Source organism: Aliiglaciecola sp., from assembly GCF_039982535.1.
Lineage (GTDB): Bacteria > Pseudomonadota > Gammaproteobacteria > Enterobacterales > Alteromonadaceae > Aliiglaciecola.
In genome coordinates this window covers 1-17,320 of sequence record NZ_JBDWYG010000075.1, presented here as the reverse complement: position 1 = coordinate 17,320, position 17,320 = coordinate 1, and the positions used below count along the sequence as shown (strand labels likewise).

Below are 17,320 nucleotides of genomic sequence, written 5' to 3'. Positions count from 1 at the left end.
TTTTAAAGTGCTTTATTAGAGCTGGCTTGTTCTTGTTTTATTGCGCGTTCAATTAGACGACGGGCCATTACACCGCCTGCATCAATATCTAATTTCAGAACTTTCCGATCTGGATTCCGCAATAGGTTTTTGTGTTGCTGTTCTAAGACCTCAAGATCTTCTAGAAATATTTTTCCTTGACCCTCTCGAATAGAATCGGTTAATTCTTGGTCGTGAGGTTTGAAATTACGAGCCATGCCCCAGAAATACCAGATTGAGTCATCACTCTCGGGGGTGATGAAGTCAACTACTATGCTACTAGCTTTTAGATTTAGAGGCGCGTTGTAGCCGCCGTTATCAGCATGAGCGACACCAACTTCAATCATAATGTGACTGGGTAAATCAAAACGGCACTCTTGCCAACGGTCAACTTTAACATCGTCTGCCAAATCATTCGCACGAAGGGCATTGCGCCAAAAAGGAGGCGCATAAACATCGGTAATAAATCGGCTTGTTACCACTTGTTTACCTTCCATTTTGGTTGCGACTGGGGCTTCATCAATTTCCTTTTGACCAATACTGCTGGCATGCACATAGGTTTCATGAGTCAGATCCATAAGGTTATCCACCATCAATCTAAAATCACAATTAATGTTGAACAGACCGCCGCCATAGGCCCAGTCTTCACTGGTTGCCCATGTGAGTTCTGGAATAAGAGATTCATCGACTAAGCTTTGGTCACCTGGCCATATCCACACGAAACCATAACGTTCCACCGTGGCATAAGCTTTGATACAAGGAAAATTCTCTACTCGTTGATTAGGCATGGATTCAACCTTGCCTTTATCACCCATGCGCAAACCATGATAGCCGCAGACTAACTGTCCATTTTCTACAAAGCCCAGAGATAAGGCTGCGCCTCGGTGAGGACAATAGTCCTCAAGTCCTTTAATTTGCTTATCTTGATTACGAAAAAACACCAAAGGAATATTGCAAATCATCCGCGCCAAAGGCTTTTGTTGTACTTCATCTGGTGTACAAGCAACGTACCAAGTATTGAGTAGAAAATTTTGTTTATCCATGCTTGTTACAATTCATTAACTTTGGATCCAATAATACCCGTGTTGAACTCAATTTCAAGGATATAATTCGTTAATTGGATCCATTTATTGCTATTTTTCCGTTAAATGGTAGATTTATAATGCATTTTAAGGGTGCGATTATTTCTATTGGATCCAATACACTGGCTCCATAGTGTTTTAGAATGCGTCTAATTATTTAAATTTAGTTAACTGCTTTGAGGTTATTTCATGATGCGTGACGGCCAATCCGTTATAAGAATCCTACGTGATAAAATTATTTCAGGTGAATTTGTAGCTGGAGAACGTTTGGCTGAAATACCCACTGCCGAGCGGTTAGGTATTTCCCGCACGCCAATACGGATTGCTTTTCGGGCATTGGCTCAAGAAGGTTTGCTTGAAAAGTTACCCCGGCGCGGGTACCAAGTAAGAAACGTCACAAAAGCGCAAATAGTTGATTCAGTTGAAGTTCGAGGGGTGCTAGAAGGTTTAGCGGCGAGGCAGGCCGCGGAAGCCGGACTAAGTGAAAGTACTCGGGAACAATTACACAGCTGTTTAGTCGAGGGCGATAAGTTATTTGAAAATGGGGTATTGAGCGAAGAAGATGTTGAAAACTACCAAAATATGAACATGCATTTTCACGCAACGCTTATTGCAGCTAGTGAAAATAGTGCAATTGATGCAGCATTGGCATTGAGTGATCATTTGCCTTTTGCCTCAGCCAACGCACTGACATTTAATCCACTTCAGTTACAAGTAGAATATCGACGGTTACATTATGCTCATATGCAGCACCACGCCATTTATCACGCGTTAGTGAATGGCCAAGGTGCAAGGGTAGAAGCTTTGATGAAAGAACATGCACATGCTACTTTGGCTTATTCTGATCTGTTTGATAAAAAAAACGGCAAAACGATTTTGAAGCAACCCTAGTGGGTTGCTTTCATCCAAGGAGTTTGCGCGTTGTTAGCATGGGCTATATTTGCGGATAGGGCAAACCCACATATTGCGTCGCAATAACCTTTTGACCCTCTTCATGGCTGAGATAGAAATCCAATTCAGACTTCATAAAACGCTCAAAAGTCTTCTGATCCATATTGTTCGCTTCGCCAGCATCATCTTTAAAATCATGCAACATATTGCTCATCCACCAGGAGAAACGCTCAGCTTGCCATACTCGCGTTAGGGCTAATTCAGAATAACGTTGAGTAGCATTTTGCTCTTCACCATTATATTCCTTGCGCAACAACCCATACAAAATGGCTACATCGGAAGCTGCAAGGTTCAACCCTTTTGCGCCCGTCGGGGGTACAATATGGGCTGAATCACCCACTAAAAACAACCTACCTAGTTGCATAGGCTCACAGACAAAGCTGCGAAGTGGCGCAATGCTTTTTTCAATGCTAGGGCCAGTTACCAATGTATCAGCTGACTCGGATGGCAATCGATTTTTCAATTCATTCCAAAATCGCTGATCACTCCAGTCTTCAACCTTGTCCGTTAACGGAACTTGTAAATAGTAACGGGAGCGTGTTGACGAGCGCATGCTGGCTAAGGCAAACCCTTGTTCAGTTTTGCAATAAATTAATTCATCAGCTACTGGCGGGGTATCGCTTAATATTCCTAACCAACCAAATGGATAAACGCGCTCAAATTCCTGACGCTTTTCTTCTGGAATACTTTTACGAGACACCCCATGAAAACCATCACAGCCGGCAATAAAGTCACACTCTAAACAGTAACTAACTCCGTCGTGCTCAAATTTTACAGAAGGGTGAGCGGTTTCGATATCCTGTAAAACAACGTTTTTAGAGCTGTAATAAGTTGAAAGTCCTTTGTCAGCGCGCGCGTCCATTAAGTCGCGAGTTACCTCGGTTTGACCATAACACATGACACTTTTGCCATCAGTGAGCTGATTTAGGTCTATACGATACGATTTGCCGTAGTAACTGATCGCAAAACCGTCATGAATATGGCCTTCTTCATCCATGCGCTTACTCACACCGGCTTCACGTAACAAATCAACTAGCCCTTGTTCAAGAATACCTGCCCGTATACGACCTAAGACATAATCACCGGATACACGCTCTATAATGACATTATCAATGCCGTGATTCGCTAGCAATTGACCCAGCAATAAACCTGAAGGTCCCGCGCCGATAATAGCTACTTTAGTTTTAATAGATTGCATTTTTAGTCCAACAAATTAACTGTTAAACCTATCATGGCTAGATATGGGTGTATTTTTAATTCACATTCTCACTAACTTATTGTACTTTTGCGTCATGTTAATAATAAGTTAATGTTCCGACTGCAATGAGCAAATCTGTAATAGATAACACTATTCCCTTTTACGACCTCTATGGCGAAGCCTTTATACGTCAAGAGCCTAATGTTGCTCATGTGGAAGATATTGCTTACCGAAGTCGTGGTCTAGGTTGGGAAATCTCGCCCCATAGACACAACCGATTATCGCAAATAGTTGCGGTACTTGATGGTCACTGGAGTGTCGACTTAGATGATCAACAACACATTTTGCATGGTAACTGGCTTGTCTTAATTCCTGCTGGTGTGGTGCATGGATTTCACTTTGCGTCGGACACACAAGGTTTTGTTTTGTCTCTAAATGACTCATTGTTAGCAAGACAAGAGGGAGCAACTGCCAATGACTTATCCGCTTTGGTATGGAAACCACAAGCTTTAGAGTTCAAAGATGCCAGACAAATAGAGCGTTTTTGCGGTTATATAAAGCTACTTAAGCATGAACTGAGCAATGATGAGGTTGCACAAAATCTAGCCGTTAATAATCTAGTTCAGCTAATTTTAATCACGGTTTTACGTCAGCAACGATTGCAAGCAATGACCCTAAGTCATGCTAGCCGTGAGTCGTCCATACTGCTAAAGTTTCGCGCTTTGATTGAACAACACTATCAGCAACATTTGCCGGTTAAGGACTATGCACAAGAATTACACATATCTATTTCTAAACTTAATCGCCTTTGCCAAGCCTTATTAAACGACTCACCTAAAGCGATTATTCATCAGCGTTTAGTGATTGAAGCTAAGCGACGTTTGACATACACCAAACAAAGTGTCGAAGAAATTGCTGAAGTATTAGGTTTTAGCGATCCAGCGTACTTTAGTCGTTTTTTCAAACAAATGGTGGGCGTCACCGCGGGCACTTTTCGTAAACAGGGTAATAGCGTTGATAGAGTGGAAGATGGCTGAATTTAACTGCTTTTTAGACATTTAACAGAACACTTTTCTCAGCAGTTAACAAAGCAAGACGTTAAAAAGTCACAATTTTATCCACGAAAATAAGGCCAAACCTTCTAAAGAGTACCTTATAAATAATATTGCAAATATCATTACTAAAGCCGTAGGTAAAATGACCAACAATTTTCCAACTTCTATCGAAGAGTTTGCCTTTTATAGATTGAGAAAACATGGAACCAAAAAGTCGAACAAAGAGTTCAAATCTGCAGAGTGCTAATAGTGGTTTGGGAGGAATCAAGTAGAAATATGGTGACTATTAATTCGTCAGACAGTTAAGCTCACCTTGCGCTAATGTCATCTCAGGAATATGTGCTCACTGCGTTCGGTAATTCGCTTCGATAAATTAGCAAGTGAATGGCGCACCCGGCGAGATTGCTCAGCACATCCCTGTGCTTCGTCGCTTCGCGACCAGCTAAAGCTGTCCTAATTTGTTCCAGACAAATTAGTCGAACAATGAGTTCAAATCTGCAGAGTGCTATAGTGGTTTGGAAAGAACTAAATAGTAATATGGTGACTTTTAAGTCGTCAGGTAGCCAAGCTCACCTTGCGCTAATGTCATCTCAGGAATATGTGCTCTCTGCGTTCGGTAATTCGCTTCGATAAATTAGCACATAAATGGCGCACCCGGCGAGATTCGAACTCACGACCTCTGCCTCCGGAGAGCACCCCGACGAAAAGGGCTTAATCGGTCTACCCCGGCGAAAAGCGTCTACACCGCGTGTATAAAGGGATTGAGAGTTTCACGTTCACAAGCCGATTTACAACGATTAACACCTTTGGTCACGGTCACGTCACGGAATGGCCAAAAAATATTGGTTAAAATTAACCAATATAGACCCCTGCGAAAACAGATATTGTACTTTAATTGGCAATAATCTGAACTCAATTTTACATTTTTTGTATACAGAGTTTAATCAAACTCACGCTCACTTCCGACTATCGGCTAAGTACCATTTGCTATCGTTTAAGTTTTGGATTTGAACGGCAACAGTTTATGTTTAGCAGCCCTTGGCTAAGTGTATTTTCTAACTCAAAGTACCTTAGACTAGCAGCAAAATCATCTGCATACTGTGATGTCAATCCTTGGCATGGACGCTATTGTATGCAACTCAAACTCATACCTATTAACTACGTTGTCCAAAACAGACGTGTCTGTATCAAATTGTTCGAGGGACACAACCCGAAATGTACGGTTAAGCATTCACATAGAGAAAAATAGCTGCCAAAGCTCGTAGAAAAAGAGTTTGAAGAATTTCTAAGATGTGGCCGATTTGAATATGGTTTGCTGCTATTTACCTGTGATGATTGCAAACATGAAAAGCTCGTTGTTTTCAGAAGTAAAAACGAAAATTCAGCCCTTTTTCCCCGTGTAAGGCGAATTGCAGAGGCCGTCAAATAGTTATTATTAGGAATACGCTTAACGGACATCCGGTGCGGAAGTGGTATTAAGTCTGCTTGCAACTTTGCGACTAACTATTAATTACTGTTCGCCGATCACATTCCATGTCGTTGTTAAGGTCCAACCGTTAGCTTCACTTCCTGTGTACACACTTTTAATAGCCCCCGCTTTCACGCGCAACCTTACTTCTTCATCCATTTGCACCTGGGTTGTTCCTGTCGGAAACTGCTCAACTGAATCAAATGTTGCTGGCATCACCTTCCTCCTGATTGTTTATGATTGGGCTTTAATTGCCGCTTGCCACTTACTTAGGTTTTCTTCTGACCTGTCATCGATTAACACTACAATCATTTTTAAAATACTCTTTGCATTGGCATCATTTGCAGCGCCACTGAGAATGGCAGATGCACTGCTTAAATCTGTACCACCTAATCGGGCCTTTACCGCAGTCAATACGAAATTATCTAACGCAGATGGCGGTGCTTTTAATACTTCCCACGCATTTCCTGCGGGCATTGCATCTATGATATCAAGGGCATCGTCAACGCGCTTTTGTGCAGTTGGGTCAACAAATTGACTCGTACGAACAGCTTCTATTTTATCTTTTGCTTCTGTTTTTTCTGCTCCTGCCACCGCAGTCAATGAAGCTATTGCACCGGGTATAGAACCCACTTCAAGATAGGTTTCAAGCTCAGACAGGGCTTGTCCCAGTGGATAAACATCGGTGTCCTGGCTGAGCCCTTCAAAAATACCTGCTCTGACTTTAAGGCGTTCGGCATCCATTAAAGCTATTAAAGCGGGCAAAGTCTTTTCAAAATAAAGGTTCTTGTTGATTGCAGTAGAGGTTCCGGCAATACCACCCGACAAAGCTGAAAGAATTTTTGATGCATCGGCATTTGTCACCACCGAACCGGCGCCACCAACCAAAACCCCTGCGACGTCCAAGCTTAGGGTTGTTTTCACTCCTTCTCCGTACATCTCCTGCTTAAATATCTGAAACTGCATATCGATTGCCAGCATACGACCATACACAACCTTGTTTCGGTATACTCGCTGATTAGTGGTTTCCACAGGGTCGTGATAGACAGCAAGAACGTCTACGCCAGGCAAAAAATATTTCTCTTGCAGCTTTTGCAGTTTCAAATCCTGTCTATCGGGTCTATCTGGATAACCACGCGTCGAACTGCACGCACTGAGGAAGCACAAAAGTGATAAAGTGATGACAAAGCGAAACATACGAATATCCTTTTCCTATATGAATTGCCGAACATAGAACTATGCAATCGTAATACGATAATGATAGTTATAAATTATAAGAAAAACAAATAGGGTATACTAACCTCTTAGACCTCCTGACTTTTCGGTTGGTTATCGCCAAGGTATTCGCGTTTCTGTGAAATGATAAGAACGTTCGTTTACGTTACTTTTGGTTTACTTCCTATAATTTCAGTGATGGTTACAACAGCAGGCCTAGGCTAAAACAGAGTGATTGTCGGCATTGATATTGAATTATCTTTATTAGTGCCAAAATCGAAGTTATGTTGGTCGATATCGTCGCTCAATTCTTCGAAGCCTGGTAGCGTCGAAAGCCAATTGCTGCTAGCTTCTTGCATGCATTTCTTGCGCAAATGTGACATGATTTTGTTGTGAGTTCCTTCGGTTATGCAAACAGTGATTTGTTGCGTTGAATTTCTCTCACGCTTCGCGTTGATTAATGTCGTTATTGGACATTCGCATTAGCCTCTATGCCCATGTCATTGCACGTAAATGGTACCGTTTAATCTTAACCTACTAACTTGTTGGCCAGCTTTGCATTGAATAGTGTCTTACGTAAACAAAGCCGTGATTCAATCTTTGAATTACCAAGATCCCGTATTTGTCTTAATATGCAAGTCAATAGAGCTTGTGGGGCTGCGTAGTCATCTACCGTCACTGAACCTGTATGAATATCTTTGGCCATTTTAAACAGCTGCTGCATTAGTGCGTCGTAGAATAATTCGTTACACGCATTACGAGTGGCAAACTCGAAGCCTAAACCGTCAGAATCAAGGGTTTCTTCTTCACCGACACCTGCTTCAAAGGCGAGTCTAGTTAGTTCTGAATCAAACCTTAATTTATTAATGTTAGAGCCAAAGTTAGTCAGTGAAACCGCACTATTTTGAAGCTCTTCTTGATCGTTAACCCGATAACTAATTCGAATACTGCAGGGTATTGTTTGCACATCATTTGAATCAACACTGAATTGCAGTTCGGGGAATTCATGATGCAATCTATGGTCGTACAAATGGAAGAATAACAAGTACTTTATTTGGTCTTGTAGCGACCTTTTTCGAAAACCAGAATCAATCGTATCTGCAAAATAGTAGCTTGCTATGCCAGTAATACTGGCTTCAAAAACATTCTCGCTTCTATTGCCTACTACTCGCTTGCTGACATCTTTAATTCTGAGGATATGTGAGGACTCATCCGCTACGTCCTCTGCCTCATCACTCTCATCAGTCGGAAAAAACACCAAGTTGACATTGTGAATGTAAAGTGTTTCGTTAGTATTGTTAGCAAAGCCGATAACAAGGTTATCCTCTTGGATGCCGAAGTAGTTGGTTTTAATACTTGTAGGTTTAACCAAAGGAAATACTTGGGTAACGAAAACTGTAGAGACCGATATGAGCGCGGTCAATAGTGCTAGGGAAGTAACTGAAAGGTTGAGCTTTGACATCCAATTTTGGTAAGCCCCGCAATGGTAGCAGCGTTTGGCTGAAGGGGTAAATAACTCCCCACCACAACTTCTACAGTTACTCATATGCCTTCCTTGTTGTTTTTCTAAAGTCCAGAAACATCATAAAAATAATCACAAAATGCTACTTATACTGCACAACTTTTTTGAGGCGGTAACTCATAACTCGGCATCGAATAGGTACGCAATGCTCGCAGCAGTAAAGCGACGGAGTTCACATTAACATTACTAAAATCATATTCATTTGAGAGTGCATGTTGCTTGACATGTGCAATAAACGTATCAGGATCTCTAAAGTAATTTCTGGCGTCTGATATGGTGTCTGACTGGGCTGTGAGCTTCTCCCAGTAAAAAGCAATAAATAACATTAATTTCAGTGCTTCCTCATCGTCGGTCAGCAATGGTTCGCTGGACTTTGAGAACGCGATAACGTTATACAAGCGCACCAAACTGCGAGGATTTGTTATGTTAAAGGCTTTTGCACAATTCACAAATTGTTCGAACTCAATTTCGTTAGTTTCCAAAAAGTCATTGCTGCCAATCTTACGGCCTTCGTCAACGATTTGAGGAGAGGAGCCGCTTGTTTTACTTGATGAAGCCTTCTCATTTGTGGGGTTATCGTCAGGCTGAGGAACACCGACAGGTTCGACAGCGCCGTAGCCTTCATCACTAACGTCATCGTCCAACTCAAAAATTCGCTTACGGACAAATAGTGCTAAGGCTTCTTCGTTAGGTTCAGAGAGTGATATGGATATTTGAAACAGCTTGCCAAGATAATGCCTTGCCAACTCGAAGGCTTCTTTGTTGTCTAATGTTTCTAACTGTTTTAGGTATTTGTTGGCGGCTGCACGAATAAGAATCTTAAAGTCCACAGCAAAGATTACCGTTACTCCTTGTACATCAACGATGAGCTGGGCAGCTTCCAGCGTTTGAACGATAACGCGATCAGAACAGCGATCTAAATCATCGATAACAATTACGTATTTGTTGTCTCCTTTAGTGGCAAACTTACCTTTATACAAAGGCAACACAGCACTTAATGTATCTTTCATAGCACACCCAATACCGATGTGTTGGTCAAAATTAGGCTGCTGAGTCGCTTGTCGTAAGGTTGATGTTAGGTAATTGGAATCTGTTAGTTTTTTTCTAAAGATGGCTGCAGAAACTAATATCCCTGCTAAACCGGAAGAAAATAGGATGGTATCTGGTGAGTCTCCAGAGTTGCTATGCGAGACATCAAAAAGGTTGATTCCAGACCATACAGCGGCAAGAAGACTCAATACAAATATGAATAACGTTATTAATGCGTCTATACCGAGTTTTCTTTTGTTTAGTTCAACCCAAGTTCGAATAGTTAACAACGTGCGTTTTAAGAAACCGAGTTTGTTAAACAAGCGGTTAAGGATAAACTGGACAATAGATGCTGACATATGCTGACTATGAGACTCTCGCCATGCATTAAAATTGATGAATTCGACCAGTGAGCCTCTTGTTAGTCGTTTTTCTAGAAAGTTGATTACAGTGCTCTTGCCGCTGCCCCATTCACCAAATAGACCGATAATCAAATGATTAGGACTAATTTTTTCATGCGGGTCGCACTCGCTGGCACGATCTCTGAGTATTGTGGCCTGTATGCTCTCAATAATATGCTGCCGATCTAAATAGTCAACTGCTGATACCTTGTCATCAAGTGGGTTTGCATACTTCTCAGGTGTGTTTACCATGGCTGATTCTGACGTTGGCTCAACCGAGCTAGTAGGCCATTTGTTAACATCTTGCATTGCCATGACTGCAAAGGTTTCAAAGTCTTCAATAGGGGTATTGCTTTCCGCTTCCCCTTTGCGTCTTGCTGCAGCTGTTACGTAGTTTGCGAACACCGCAAACCGGTCTTCAAATTTTAAGATTTCTTTCCAAAGCAATTCAGTATTGAAGCTTCCTGCATAACTTGCTAATGGCACAGTCAAAGACACCAATTCACCAAGTGATTTCTGGATTGGGGCTGCAACACTATGAACTGCACCATTGCCACTTACAGGTTTAAGTGATTTGCTGAAGGCTTCTGTTTCGTCCAAACTTTGATTGGCTTTGTTTACAAGAGATGTCCATTCGATAGGTTTATCTCGAAAATCGTGTGTGATCATCACAGGTATTCGCTGCCGACTGCGTACTCTGTCGTAAATAAATGGCTCTCGAATAAAAGGGATAATGCCTAAATAATGAATTTGTCCGCTACTTTTACTATTTGAAGCTATGTAAATGATGGCAGTGTCGCCAGGTCTTATAGAGCGAGTGTGTGCGTCGGTACCATGCAGCCAAAAGGCGTATCCGCCGACCTTGACCTCATCCAACCATTTTGCGCCAGCGTGTTCCGGCTTTGCATACAATAACCAACAATTTCCAGCATTACTCGTTGGAGGAGTAGTAGTAGTAGTATCCCCCGTTTTCAACGCGGCCTCTTCCATGTGATTTTTCCCTAATTACGTTGTGTGATTATTTACTGACGAAGTGTATATTTAATACTAGTACAGGAAATTCAAGTGTCAGGTTTAATGCGCAAAAAATAATAATCAACTAGCTAAATAGAAATTCAGAAAAAGTTCAGCACAGTTTTACGGCTGTTCTGGCAAATTTATTTATTCTGCATATCCTAAACGTGCAGTCACTGTTCGATCAGTTTAGTTAGCGTGACGTCTTTAATACCTATTAATTACGGAAGACATTTATTATAGATAAGCCCCAAAATAATCTAAACGATTTACCAAAAGAATTAATTGCCTGCTGGTTCAAAACAGGTTTTGCCCGATTTGGACCTTTTCTCGTGGTAGCCGGCACTGGACTATTGGGTTTAACTTGGACTGGCATTTTTTCAAAGTTGTTGGATCAACAAACCCAAACATCTGAGCAAACTTGTAGCCCAATATGTAGGTATAGCGACGATAGTCATTGGGATAGTGAGCTGAAGATTACTGCATTTTTCAGATAATGCTATCTCAGAATGTGAGACGTGTGAGAAATTCATCAACTCAAAGTGTCAGATGTGATTCGAACCACTATATTTACTTGTGTTAACACCAAGCGACTTTGTTGTATCTGAAACTTTCTTCGCGTAAATCCCTTACTCTTTAATGTTTGATTTTCTTCCCACCCATTCATCTCTTTAACAATAGTCAGAATACCCTCAGAGGTATAACATGAGATATATACCCTAAGAAGTATAATTTGACATCTATACCATTAAGGGGATATTTGAACCAGTATACCTTTGAAGGTTTAATAGCGGAGAGACATAATGAAGCTCAACAACTCAAAAGAACTGGCTGAATATATAAAGCTTCACCGAAATAGGCTGGAACGAACGCAAACAGATGTGGCACTGCATGTTGGTTTAAAACAAAAAACCATCTCGGCTATTGAAAATTCCGCGGGTAACTCCCGTATTGATACTCTCTTTAAAATTGCCCATGAACTTGGTCTCTCTATCGAACTTAAGCCAAAGCAAGAAAATGAAAGTAGCTGGGATCAGGAGTGGTAATATGCAGTTGATGGTAAGCCTAACAGCCACAAAAGATCAAAATGGCCATGTCTTTAAAAGGTAAAAACACTCACTAGAAGTGGAACGATATTCAGCCTCGTCATTTTGTATCGACTGCCGAGAATATAAAGTATCCGGTGGACAAAGCTGCATCACACTTCGAATACTTTGTCGACAATGTTGAAAACGCCATTGCCAAATTCGAAGGTAAAATTCCTAATAACTTTCCACCCTTCATTGCGGAAGCAATTTTTTCCGGACTGAGAAAGCAAGCAGCTAAGAAGTTATTATAAATAGCGAGCCACTGAGATTACTTGTATAACAAACGTCCTTCGGCCTTAATCTGCGATACACAGCAGGCTTTAAAAATCATTCTGATAAAAGACACCCTAAATAAATACTGTGATCAAAATGATAACGCCTGAGTGATTACCGGTGGTTGGTGCGTATGTACTACAGAAAATAACTGCCCTTTGGGGTAAAAATTACACCGAAAATCCGTGAAAATATCGTTTTTCCACTTTTTTGGGAAATAGGCTAGGTTAATACCGTTAATCAAAAAATGGAGGAATTAACTTATGTTTAACGGAATGAAACTTACTGTGGATACTGTTTTTGTATCTGAACTAGCAATACACCCCGCTTCGAATGCAGCGTTTGAATGCTTTATGGAAATGCTGTGGGAACTTGTCGAGGATTTTCTTATTGAAAGAAAAATGACTAGTGAAAACCCAATCATAACAGCTAGGCCACTTGTGATTGCTGACTCGGATGGTAACGACTCAATCATTATGCATTTTGGAATGTATGATCGCATGCTTCAAGAATTGGAGTGGGCAGAGGTGGAGCATGACGACTCTGAAGGCGACTTTCAAGAGTCACCTTACACAGTTTTGAGAGTTGAAAACGAGCTTTCTGACTCACAAATAGAGCTAATATCTTGGTTGTACGTTATTGATATCTTCGATGATTTTAACGAATACATAGACCCTGAGATCCCCTATAGCTTTCAAATACATTACTTAGTTGAGCAAAGTCATGAACTACTAGCAGACATTTTGAGACACAGACCAACGTCTAATTTTGCAAAATTTTGGTTAGATGGAATGGTGCCTGAAAGCGCGGACTGTCTTCAGTAATTGCAAAAATGACATAACGGTAACTATAGTACTTTTCTATAGTTACCCTTTTCTCGAAAATACGTCTGACGTGCAGAATTGAAAGAGAAAAATTTCCAATCACCAAATCTCCCCCTTTAAAAATGCCAAATTGTATATTCTCATAGTATTCAACAGACGTGTCTTTATAGCTTGCACAAGATCTTAAACAAATCTGCTTGTTCTTTTTTATCTAAGTTAGAAAAAGCATCTTTGTAGACACTGCGAATTATAGAAGAAAGTATTGAGGCTAAGTTGTTGCCGGTCTCCGTTAGAGAAACTAATACTCTTCTGGCCGAGTCGGGGTCTTCAAGGCGCTTCACATAACCAAGTGATTCTAGAGCGTCTATGTTTCTGCTGACCGAATACCTAGGCAGTTGTTGTTTTATCGCAAGGGCTCTTTGAGTAGTCGTTATATCAACATGGCAAAATAACTCATAGAGAATTAAGCCTTGGGTAACACTCACACCTTGACTCACAAACGCAATTTCAAGTTGCTTTCTGATTGAACTAGAAATCTTGTCTATTTTTTCTGCTAGCAATATGGGTAATAAAACATCTGTATTTTTCACTGGTTTCATCTAGGTAACGTCTAAACACTCTGTTATCAAAACAACAAACTGTTGCATTTGCAACAGTTTGTTTGAATTGACATTATCATTTTAAGAGATATTTGAGACATTTATCGCAAAGCGGATAACTTAAAATATTGTGTCATCATTAGTTGTGAATTTGATCAATAAGGATGTTTTATGCAGTTCAATTCACAACTTAAGCGAGTAGATGTACGAAGATTACGGATAGCAGACGAAGCAAAAGATGCATTTGCACCTAGCTCTAGCTTTAACTATCAGATGAACACGGATTTACTTAACTCTCGCATTAACTCAAATCAGTCGTGGGACTTTGAAATACCTTTCGCTTACAAGAATGAAAATGGATTAATCCACGTATTTGCCGGGTGGCTTGCTCTGCAGAGGCCATTTCAAACATTGTTACCACAAAATAAATTGATTTTTGTGCGCCTTTACGATGCCAAGCCTAGACGGCTAGAAACAATAGCGTGGCAATATATCATGCACACATTGTCTAGATGTCAGCATCGAAATTTTGCTCTTGCTTACGTTGCGAAAACGGTTGAGCTTTGTCCAAACTCAACGCTGCAAAAACTAACAAAATTGTCCAATAGTCGCAGTATTGAATCAGCTGTTATGACGCTGTGCTCTGAATCAAGACAATCTGTACGTACTCAAGTTAAAAAGTTCGAAAACAGTAAACGTTTTGGTGCAACAGGCGGCTCAAAATGATTGCTGTTGCTTCTGAAGTACCTAAAAAGAGCCAGTCTCCATATTCAGCTGCACATATTGTAAACCGCAAAAAGTTGCTGCTAGGGAATGTGGGTTGTTTAACAGATAGCGTTGTTAAATCAGTCGTTATTAAATGTGCCACGAAAATCAATTATGGCTTAGCAGCAAGTTATATTCTTGCGAGCCTTTTTACAGGACGAAGCTTAAAGCAATTGCTTGAAGCAAAGATTGAGATACCAACTCAAGAATTTGAGGGTCAAGTGGATCAAGGATTCTATCTTTTATCAAACTGGCAGCATCCACAACTAACACTTCCTAGCAAGTATCTTAGTTATTTTAAAGCGCCAGATAGTAAAGGCGAAGTTTTCTTGCCCTACGAATTGCTGCAGGCTTTTCAAGAGTCGCGTGATGAGAACTTAACTATTGAGCATATTAAGGCAGAAGTAGATGAATTCAGAGTGCAAAACTTTAGCGGGCTGTTTCAGCATATCAATCTAACTAGATTACAAAATCACTTTAGTCATTGTGCACCTAAATTTGGACTTTCTCGAGCTGATATTGCTTTCATTGCTGACCATAAATTGGAAGATCATCCTCAATGTTCCTATGGCCTTTTTGATACAAGAAGTGTAATTCAAAAACACATCCAATACATTCGCTCACTTACTACAGAGGCCGGTTTGTCTGGTTTCCATGTCCAAACTATCGACAAAAAATCATATTTTGGCAGCCATCGAGTATTAAAGGGCTCTTCGGTTTCAGATTTTTTTAACTATTGTGTTCAGCAAATTAATCTCTCCCCCGCAACGCAATCAGAGCTCATACAGTCGTTTAACTTTTATACATTCTACGTTATTACATTTCTTGAATTATGTACGATGCATCGGCCTGTGCTTAGTGAGTTTGGCAAACTGGAGAATTTTGATTTAATTACTGGAAGCGTTGTCATTATCGACAAAGGCCAACAAAGTGCTCGTGTTATTCCAGTGTGTAATAGTGGTTGCTTAGTCCTCAAAGCGTATGTTCTATACCTGAAAAATTTAGTTCGGGATCTGCGATTCACTTATCCTGAAGTAGCCAACAACATCACCAAGCAACTGGCGAGTGAAAGTAATTTGTTTCAATTATGGGATAGCAGAGGTATCAAATCATATCATCCGAATAACGTATACACATTGATCGAATCAGTGTTTCCTTTCCCACAAAACTGGGCAAGACATTACGTCGCAACAATGCTTATAGCAAAAGGTGTGTCACGTAATGAACTTGAAGCACTGATGGGACACGCTCCTGCGCCTGACCAAATTTATAACGAGTGTAGTTCATTTGATTTTGACAGCAACCGAGCTCTGAGCGACAGAATTGAAAAGCACATTACACAAGATTTAAATTTACCAGTAATAACTTAATAGAGGGAAAATTTGTCATGGACGACAAACAAACAACCGAAACAGCGATAAATCAGGTTGATGCTGAACTGATAAAACAGAACTTACTATCGATTCAAGAAGGCGGCTTGTCGATGCAATCTAATCAAATAAAGCGCATTATAATCAAAATTTTAGGATTAGATTGTACGCTCTCTGAGCTTGGTAGCATTGTGCTCAGTGATAATGAGAAAAAGCTTTTAAATGATAATTATGAGTACACAAAAAATGTTGTAAGCCAGCACTTCAAGTCGCACTCGAATGCGAAAACGATAATTATTGAAGAGCTCGAAAAGACATACAAATCGCTTTTTCGAAAAAAAGTTATTGCGAGGCACAGTAACAAGCTTGATGTTGAAACAGAGCTCCTTGCTAATAGACTTTCACAGTTTCTAGTTCATCGATACAAATTAATTGCGCAGACAACTCACCCAACCTACGAGTTTTTACTTGAAAATGTAGTAATTTTTGCGGCATTGGATGGGCTAGCATTTGACGAGATTCTGAAGAGTCTCGTTGATAAATTACAAGATAAAGATAAACCTATCACTGTCGTTGATGATCAGATATTTATCGATTTACCTTATAAAAAGTCAGGACATCCAACGAACACTTATCAAAACGAAACCCCAATAACAATGAGCCGTTGGTATCCAGTGTCTGCAAGCAAGGCTGCGATATCAGCATTCTTGAAAAAGAATTCGTCTGTAGAAGAAGTAGCTAAATTGTCTTTGGCAAATGTCTTGAAAAGCGCCATTTCTCGCTTTAACAAGTCGGCCGATATTACGCTCACAAAAACGAAAAATTTCTTGCCAGCGCTTTTTATCGCAGGGTTAAGACTCAGACAAACTTCAATGCCTCATTTCTTGCAAAATTACGCAACTGGCAAACTTTATAGTGCATCTATGCCAGTTGAATCGCTATTGAACCTTAACAACCATGTCGTTAAAAAACGCTCAAGTGGTATTCAAGAAAAGCGAGAAAACTTAAACACTCGTCAAATACAAAACAAAGAAACAGGGTACCTCAACGACCACACAATATTTGACGAAATTAAGGCTATTTTGAAAGACGAAATCGATCAAGAGCAGCAACGACAAGTCACAATAATCAAGTTGCAACAATTACGGACTATATATGATTTCAATGTTCAAACTGAAGTCTTTCACGAATGGATCCTCGAAAATCTAATCAGCAACAAGTGGAAGCATGGGTTGGGAACCGGAAATCGTTATTTAAATGCAATTGGCGATGTGTGGATCGATACATGGCGAGATGTTGATATCCAAGAATGTGGAACTGACGACATGGATGTCTTGTTTGAGTACATGGTTGAACAACGCATTGATCACGACTCAACGGCTCGCGATACCCTATTCTTATTATTTAAATTTATCGCTAGTCGATACACCATAGCCATTCCCGAGTCT

General features: G+C 40.5%; 15 protein-coding genes. 7 read left to right on the top strand and 8 right to left on the bottom strand.

Going from position 1 to position 17,320, the window contains the following annotated elements; genetic code table 11:
- Positions 1-2 precede the first annotated feature (2 nt).
- The gene (locus ABJV04_RS19815) at positions 3-1,061 is read right to left on the bottom strand and encodes an aromatic ring-hydroxylating dioxygenase subunit alpha (protein WP_348493325.1); all 1,059 of its coding nucleotides are present in this window, start codon (positions 1,059-1,061) and stop codon (positions 3-5) included.
- A gap of 228 nt (positions 1,062-1,289) precedes the next feature.
- Here ABJV04_RS19815 and ABJV04_RS19810 point away from each other — a divergent pair, with 228 nt between their 5' ends.
- Positions 1,290-1,991, top strand: coding sequence for a GntR family transcriptional regulator (locus tag ABJV04_RS19810; RefSeq protein WP_348493324.1), 702 nt, complete (start codon positions 1,290-1,292; stop codon positions 1,989-1,991).
- 43 nt (positions 1,992-2,034) lie between these two features.
- Here ABJV04_RS19810 and pobA read toward each other — a convergent pair whose 3' ends face one another.
- Positions 2,035-3,249: a 4-hydroxybenzoate 3-monooxygenase gene (gene pobA, locus ABJV04_RS19805; protein ID WP_348493323.1), complete on the bottom strand. Its 1,215-nt coding sequence runs from the start codon at positions 3,247-3,249 to the stop codon at positions 2,035-2,037.
- A 125-nt stretch (positions 3,250-3,374) separates the two neighbouring features.
- On the opposite strand from pobA, the gene ABJV04_RS19800 reads away from it, so the two are divergent.
- Positions 3,375-4,286: a helix-turn-helix domain-containing protein gene (locus ABJV04_RS19800; protein ID WP_348493322.1), complete on the top strand. Its 912-nt coding sequence runs from the start codon at positions 3,375-3,377 to the stop codon at positions 4,284-4,286.
- Positions 4,287-5,814: 1,528 nt separating this feature from the next.
- Here ABJV04_RS19800 and ABJV04_RS19795 read toward each other — a convergent pair.
- The 5 genes from ABJV04_RS19795 to ABJV04_RS19775 all read right to left on the bottom strand — a co-directional run bounded on the left by ABJV04_RS19795 (position 5,815) and on the right by ABJV04_RS19775 (position 10,929).
- On the bottom strand, positions 5,815-5,988 hold the full coding sequence (locus ABJV04_RS19795) for a hypothetical protein (protein ID WP_348493321.1): 174 nt from the start codon (positions 5,986-5,988) through the stop codon (positions 5,815-5,817).
- Positions 5,989-6,006: 18 nt separating this feature from the next.
- On the bottom strand, positions 6,007-6,969 hold the full coding sequence (locus ABJV04_RS19790) for a hypothetical protein (RefSeq protein ID WP_348493320.1): 963 nt from the start codon (positions 6,967-6,969) through the stop codon (positions 6,007-6,009).
- Positions 6,970-7,208: 239 nt separating this feature from the next.
- The gene (locus tag ABJV04_RS19785) at positions 7,209-7,370 is read right to left on the bottom strand and encodes a hypothetical protein (RefSeq protein WP_348493319.1); all 162 of its coding nucleotides are present in this window, start codon (positions 7,368-7,370) and stop codon (positions 7,209-7,211) included.
- A 146-nt stretch (positions 7,371-7,516) separates the two neighbouring features.
- Positions 7,517-8,533 (bottom strand): hypothetical protein, encoded by a 1,017-nt coding sequence (locus ABJV04_RS19780; protein WP_348493318.1) that lies wholly within the window; start codon positions 8,531-8,533, stop codon positions 7,517-7,519.
- 62 nt (positions 8,534-8,595) lie between these two features.
- Positions 8,596-10,929: a P-loop NTPase fold protein gene (locus ABJV04_RS19775; RefSeq protein WP_348493317.1), complete on the bottom strand. Its 2,334-nt coding sequence runs from the start codon at positions 10,927-10,929 to the stop codon at positions 8,596-8,598.
- 827 nt (positions 10,930-11,756) lie between these two features.
- Between ABJV04_RS19775 and ABJV04_RS19770 the strand changes: the two genes are divergently transcribed.
- Together ABJV04_RS19770 and ABJV04_RS19765 are read left to right on the top strand one after the other, a co-directional pair.
- Positions 11,757-11,999, top strand: coding sequence for a helix-turn-helix domain-containing protein (locus tag ABJV04_RS19770; protein ID WP_348493316.1), 243 nt, complete (start codon positions 11,757-11,759; stop codon positions 11,997-11,999).
- 578 nt (positions 12,000-12,577) lie between these two features.
- Entirely contained in the window at positions 12,578-13,138 is a 561-nt protein-coding gene (locus ABJV04_RS19765) for a hypothetical protein (RefSeq protein ID WP_348493315.1), read from the top strand.
- Between the two features lie 164 nt (positions 13,139-13,302).
- Here the strand turns inward: ABJV04_RS19765 and ABJV04_RS19760 are convergent, their stop codons facing one another.
- On the bottom strand, positions 13,303-13,728 hold the full coding sequence (locus ABJV04_RS19760; RefSeq protein ID WP_348493314.1) for a MarR family winged helix-turn-helix transcriptional regulator: 426 nt from the start codon (positions 13,726-13,728) through the stop codon (positions 13,303-13,305).
- A gap of 180 nt (positions 13,729-13,908) precedes the next feature.
- Between ABJV04_RS19760 and ABJV04_RS19755 the strand changes: the two genes are divergently transcribed.
- The 3 genes from ABJV04_RS19755 to ABJV04_RS19745 all read left to right on the top strand — a co-directional run.
- Positions 13,909-14,463: a hypothetical protein gene (locus tag ABJV04_RS19755; RefSeq protein WP_348493313.1), complete on the top strand. Its 555-nt coding sequence runs from the start codon at positions 13,909-13,911 to the stop codon at positions 14,461-14,463.
- A complete protein-coding gene (locus ABJV04_RS19750; protein WP_348493312.1) occupies positions 14,460-15,872 on the top strand; it encodes a hypothetical protein in 1,413 nt (470 codons plus the stop codon). The genes ABJV04_RS19755 and ABJV04_RS19750 overlap by 4 nt, the downstream gene beginning before the upstream one ends.
- A 17-nt stretch (positions 15,873-15,889) precedes the next feature.
- Positions 15,890-17,320 (top strand): hypothetical protein (locus ABJV04_RS19745; protein WP_348493311.1); only part of this gene is annotated, 1,431 nt, incomplete at its 3' end.

What these genes read in the sequence shown, in the direction of transcription:
- ABJV04_RS19815 (WP_348493325.1), bottom strand. Translation starts at nt 1,061, where the DNA reads ATGGATAAACAAAATTTTCTACTCAATACTTGGTACGTTGCTTGTACA.
- ABJV04_RS19810 (WP_348493324.1), top strand. Translation starts at nt 1,290, where the DNA reads ATGATGCGTGACGGCCAATCCGTTATAAGAATCCTACGTGATAAAATT.
- pobA (WP_348493323.1), bottom strand. Translation starts at nt 3,249, where the DNA reads ATGCAATCTATTAAAACTAAAGTAGCTATTATCGGCGCGGGACCTTCA.
- ABJV04_RS19800 (WP_348493322.1), top strand. Translation starts at nt 3,375, where the DNA reads ATGAGCAAATCTGTAATAGATAACACTATTCCCTTTTACGACCTCTAT.
- ABJV04_RS19795 (WP_348493321.1), bottom strand. Translation starts at nt 5,988, where the DNA reads ATGCCAGCAACATTTGATTCAGTTGAGCAGTTTCCGACAGGAACAACC.
- ABJV04_RS19790 (WP_348493320.1), bottom strand. Translation starts at nt 6,969, where the DNA reads ATGTTTCGCTTTGTCATCACTTTATCACTTTTGTGCTTCCTCAGTGCG.
- ABJV04_RS19785 (WP_348493319.1), bottom strand. Translation starts at nt 7,370, where the DNA reads ATGTCACATTTGCGCAAGAAATGCATGCAAGAAGCTAGCAGCAATTGG.
- ABJV04_RS19780 (WP_348493318.1), bottom strand. Translation starts at nt 8,533, where the DNA reads ATGAGTAACTGTAGAAGTTGTGGTGGGGAGTTATTTACCCCTTCAGCC.
- ABJV04_RS19775 (WP_348493317.1), bottom strand. Translation starts at nt 10,929, where the DNA reads ATGGAAGAGGCCGCGTTGAAAACGGGGGATACTACTACTACTACTCCT.
- ABJV04_RS19770 (WP_348493316.1), top strand. Translation starts at nt 11,757, where the DNA reads ATGAAGCTCAACAACTCAAAAGAACTGGCTGAATATATAAAGCTTCAC.
- ABJV04_RS19765 (WP_348493315.1), top strand. Translation starts at nt 12,578, where the DNA reads ATGTTTAACGGAATGAAACTTACTGTGGATACTGTTTTTGTATCTGAA.
- ABJV04_RS19755 (WP_348493313.1), top strand. Translation starts at nt 13,909, where the DNA reads ATGCAGTTCAATTCACAACTTAAGCGAGTAGATGTACGAAGATTACGG.
- ABJV04_RS19750 (WP_348493312.1), top strand. Translation starts at nt 14,460, where the DNA reads ATGATTGCTGTTGCTTCTGAAGTACCTAAAAAGAGCCAGTCTCCATAT.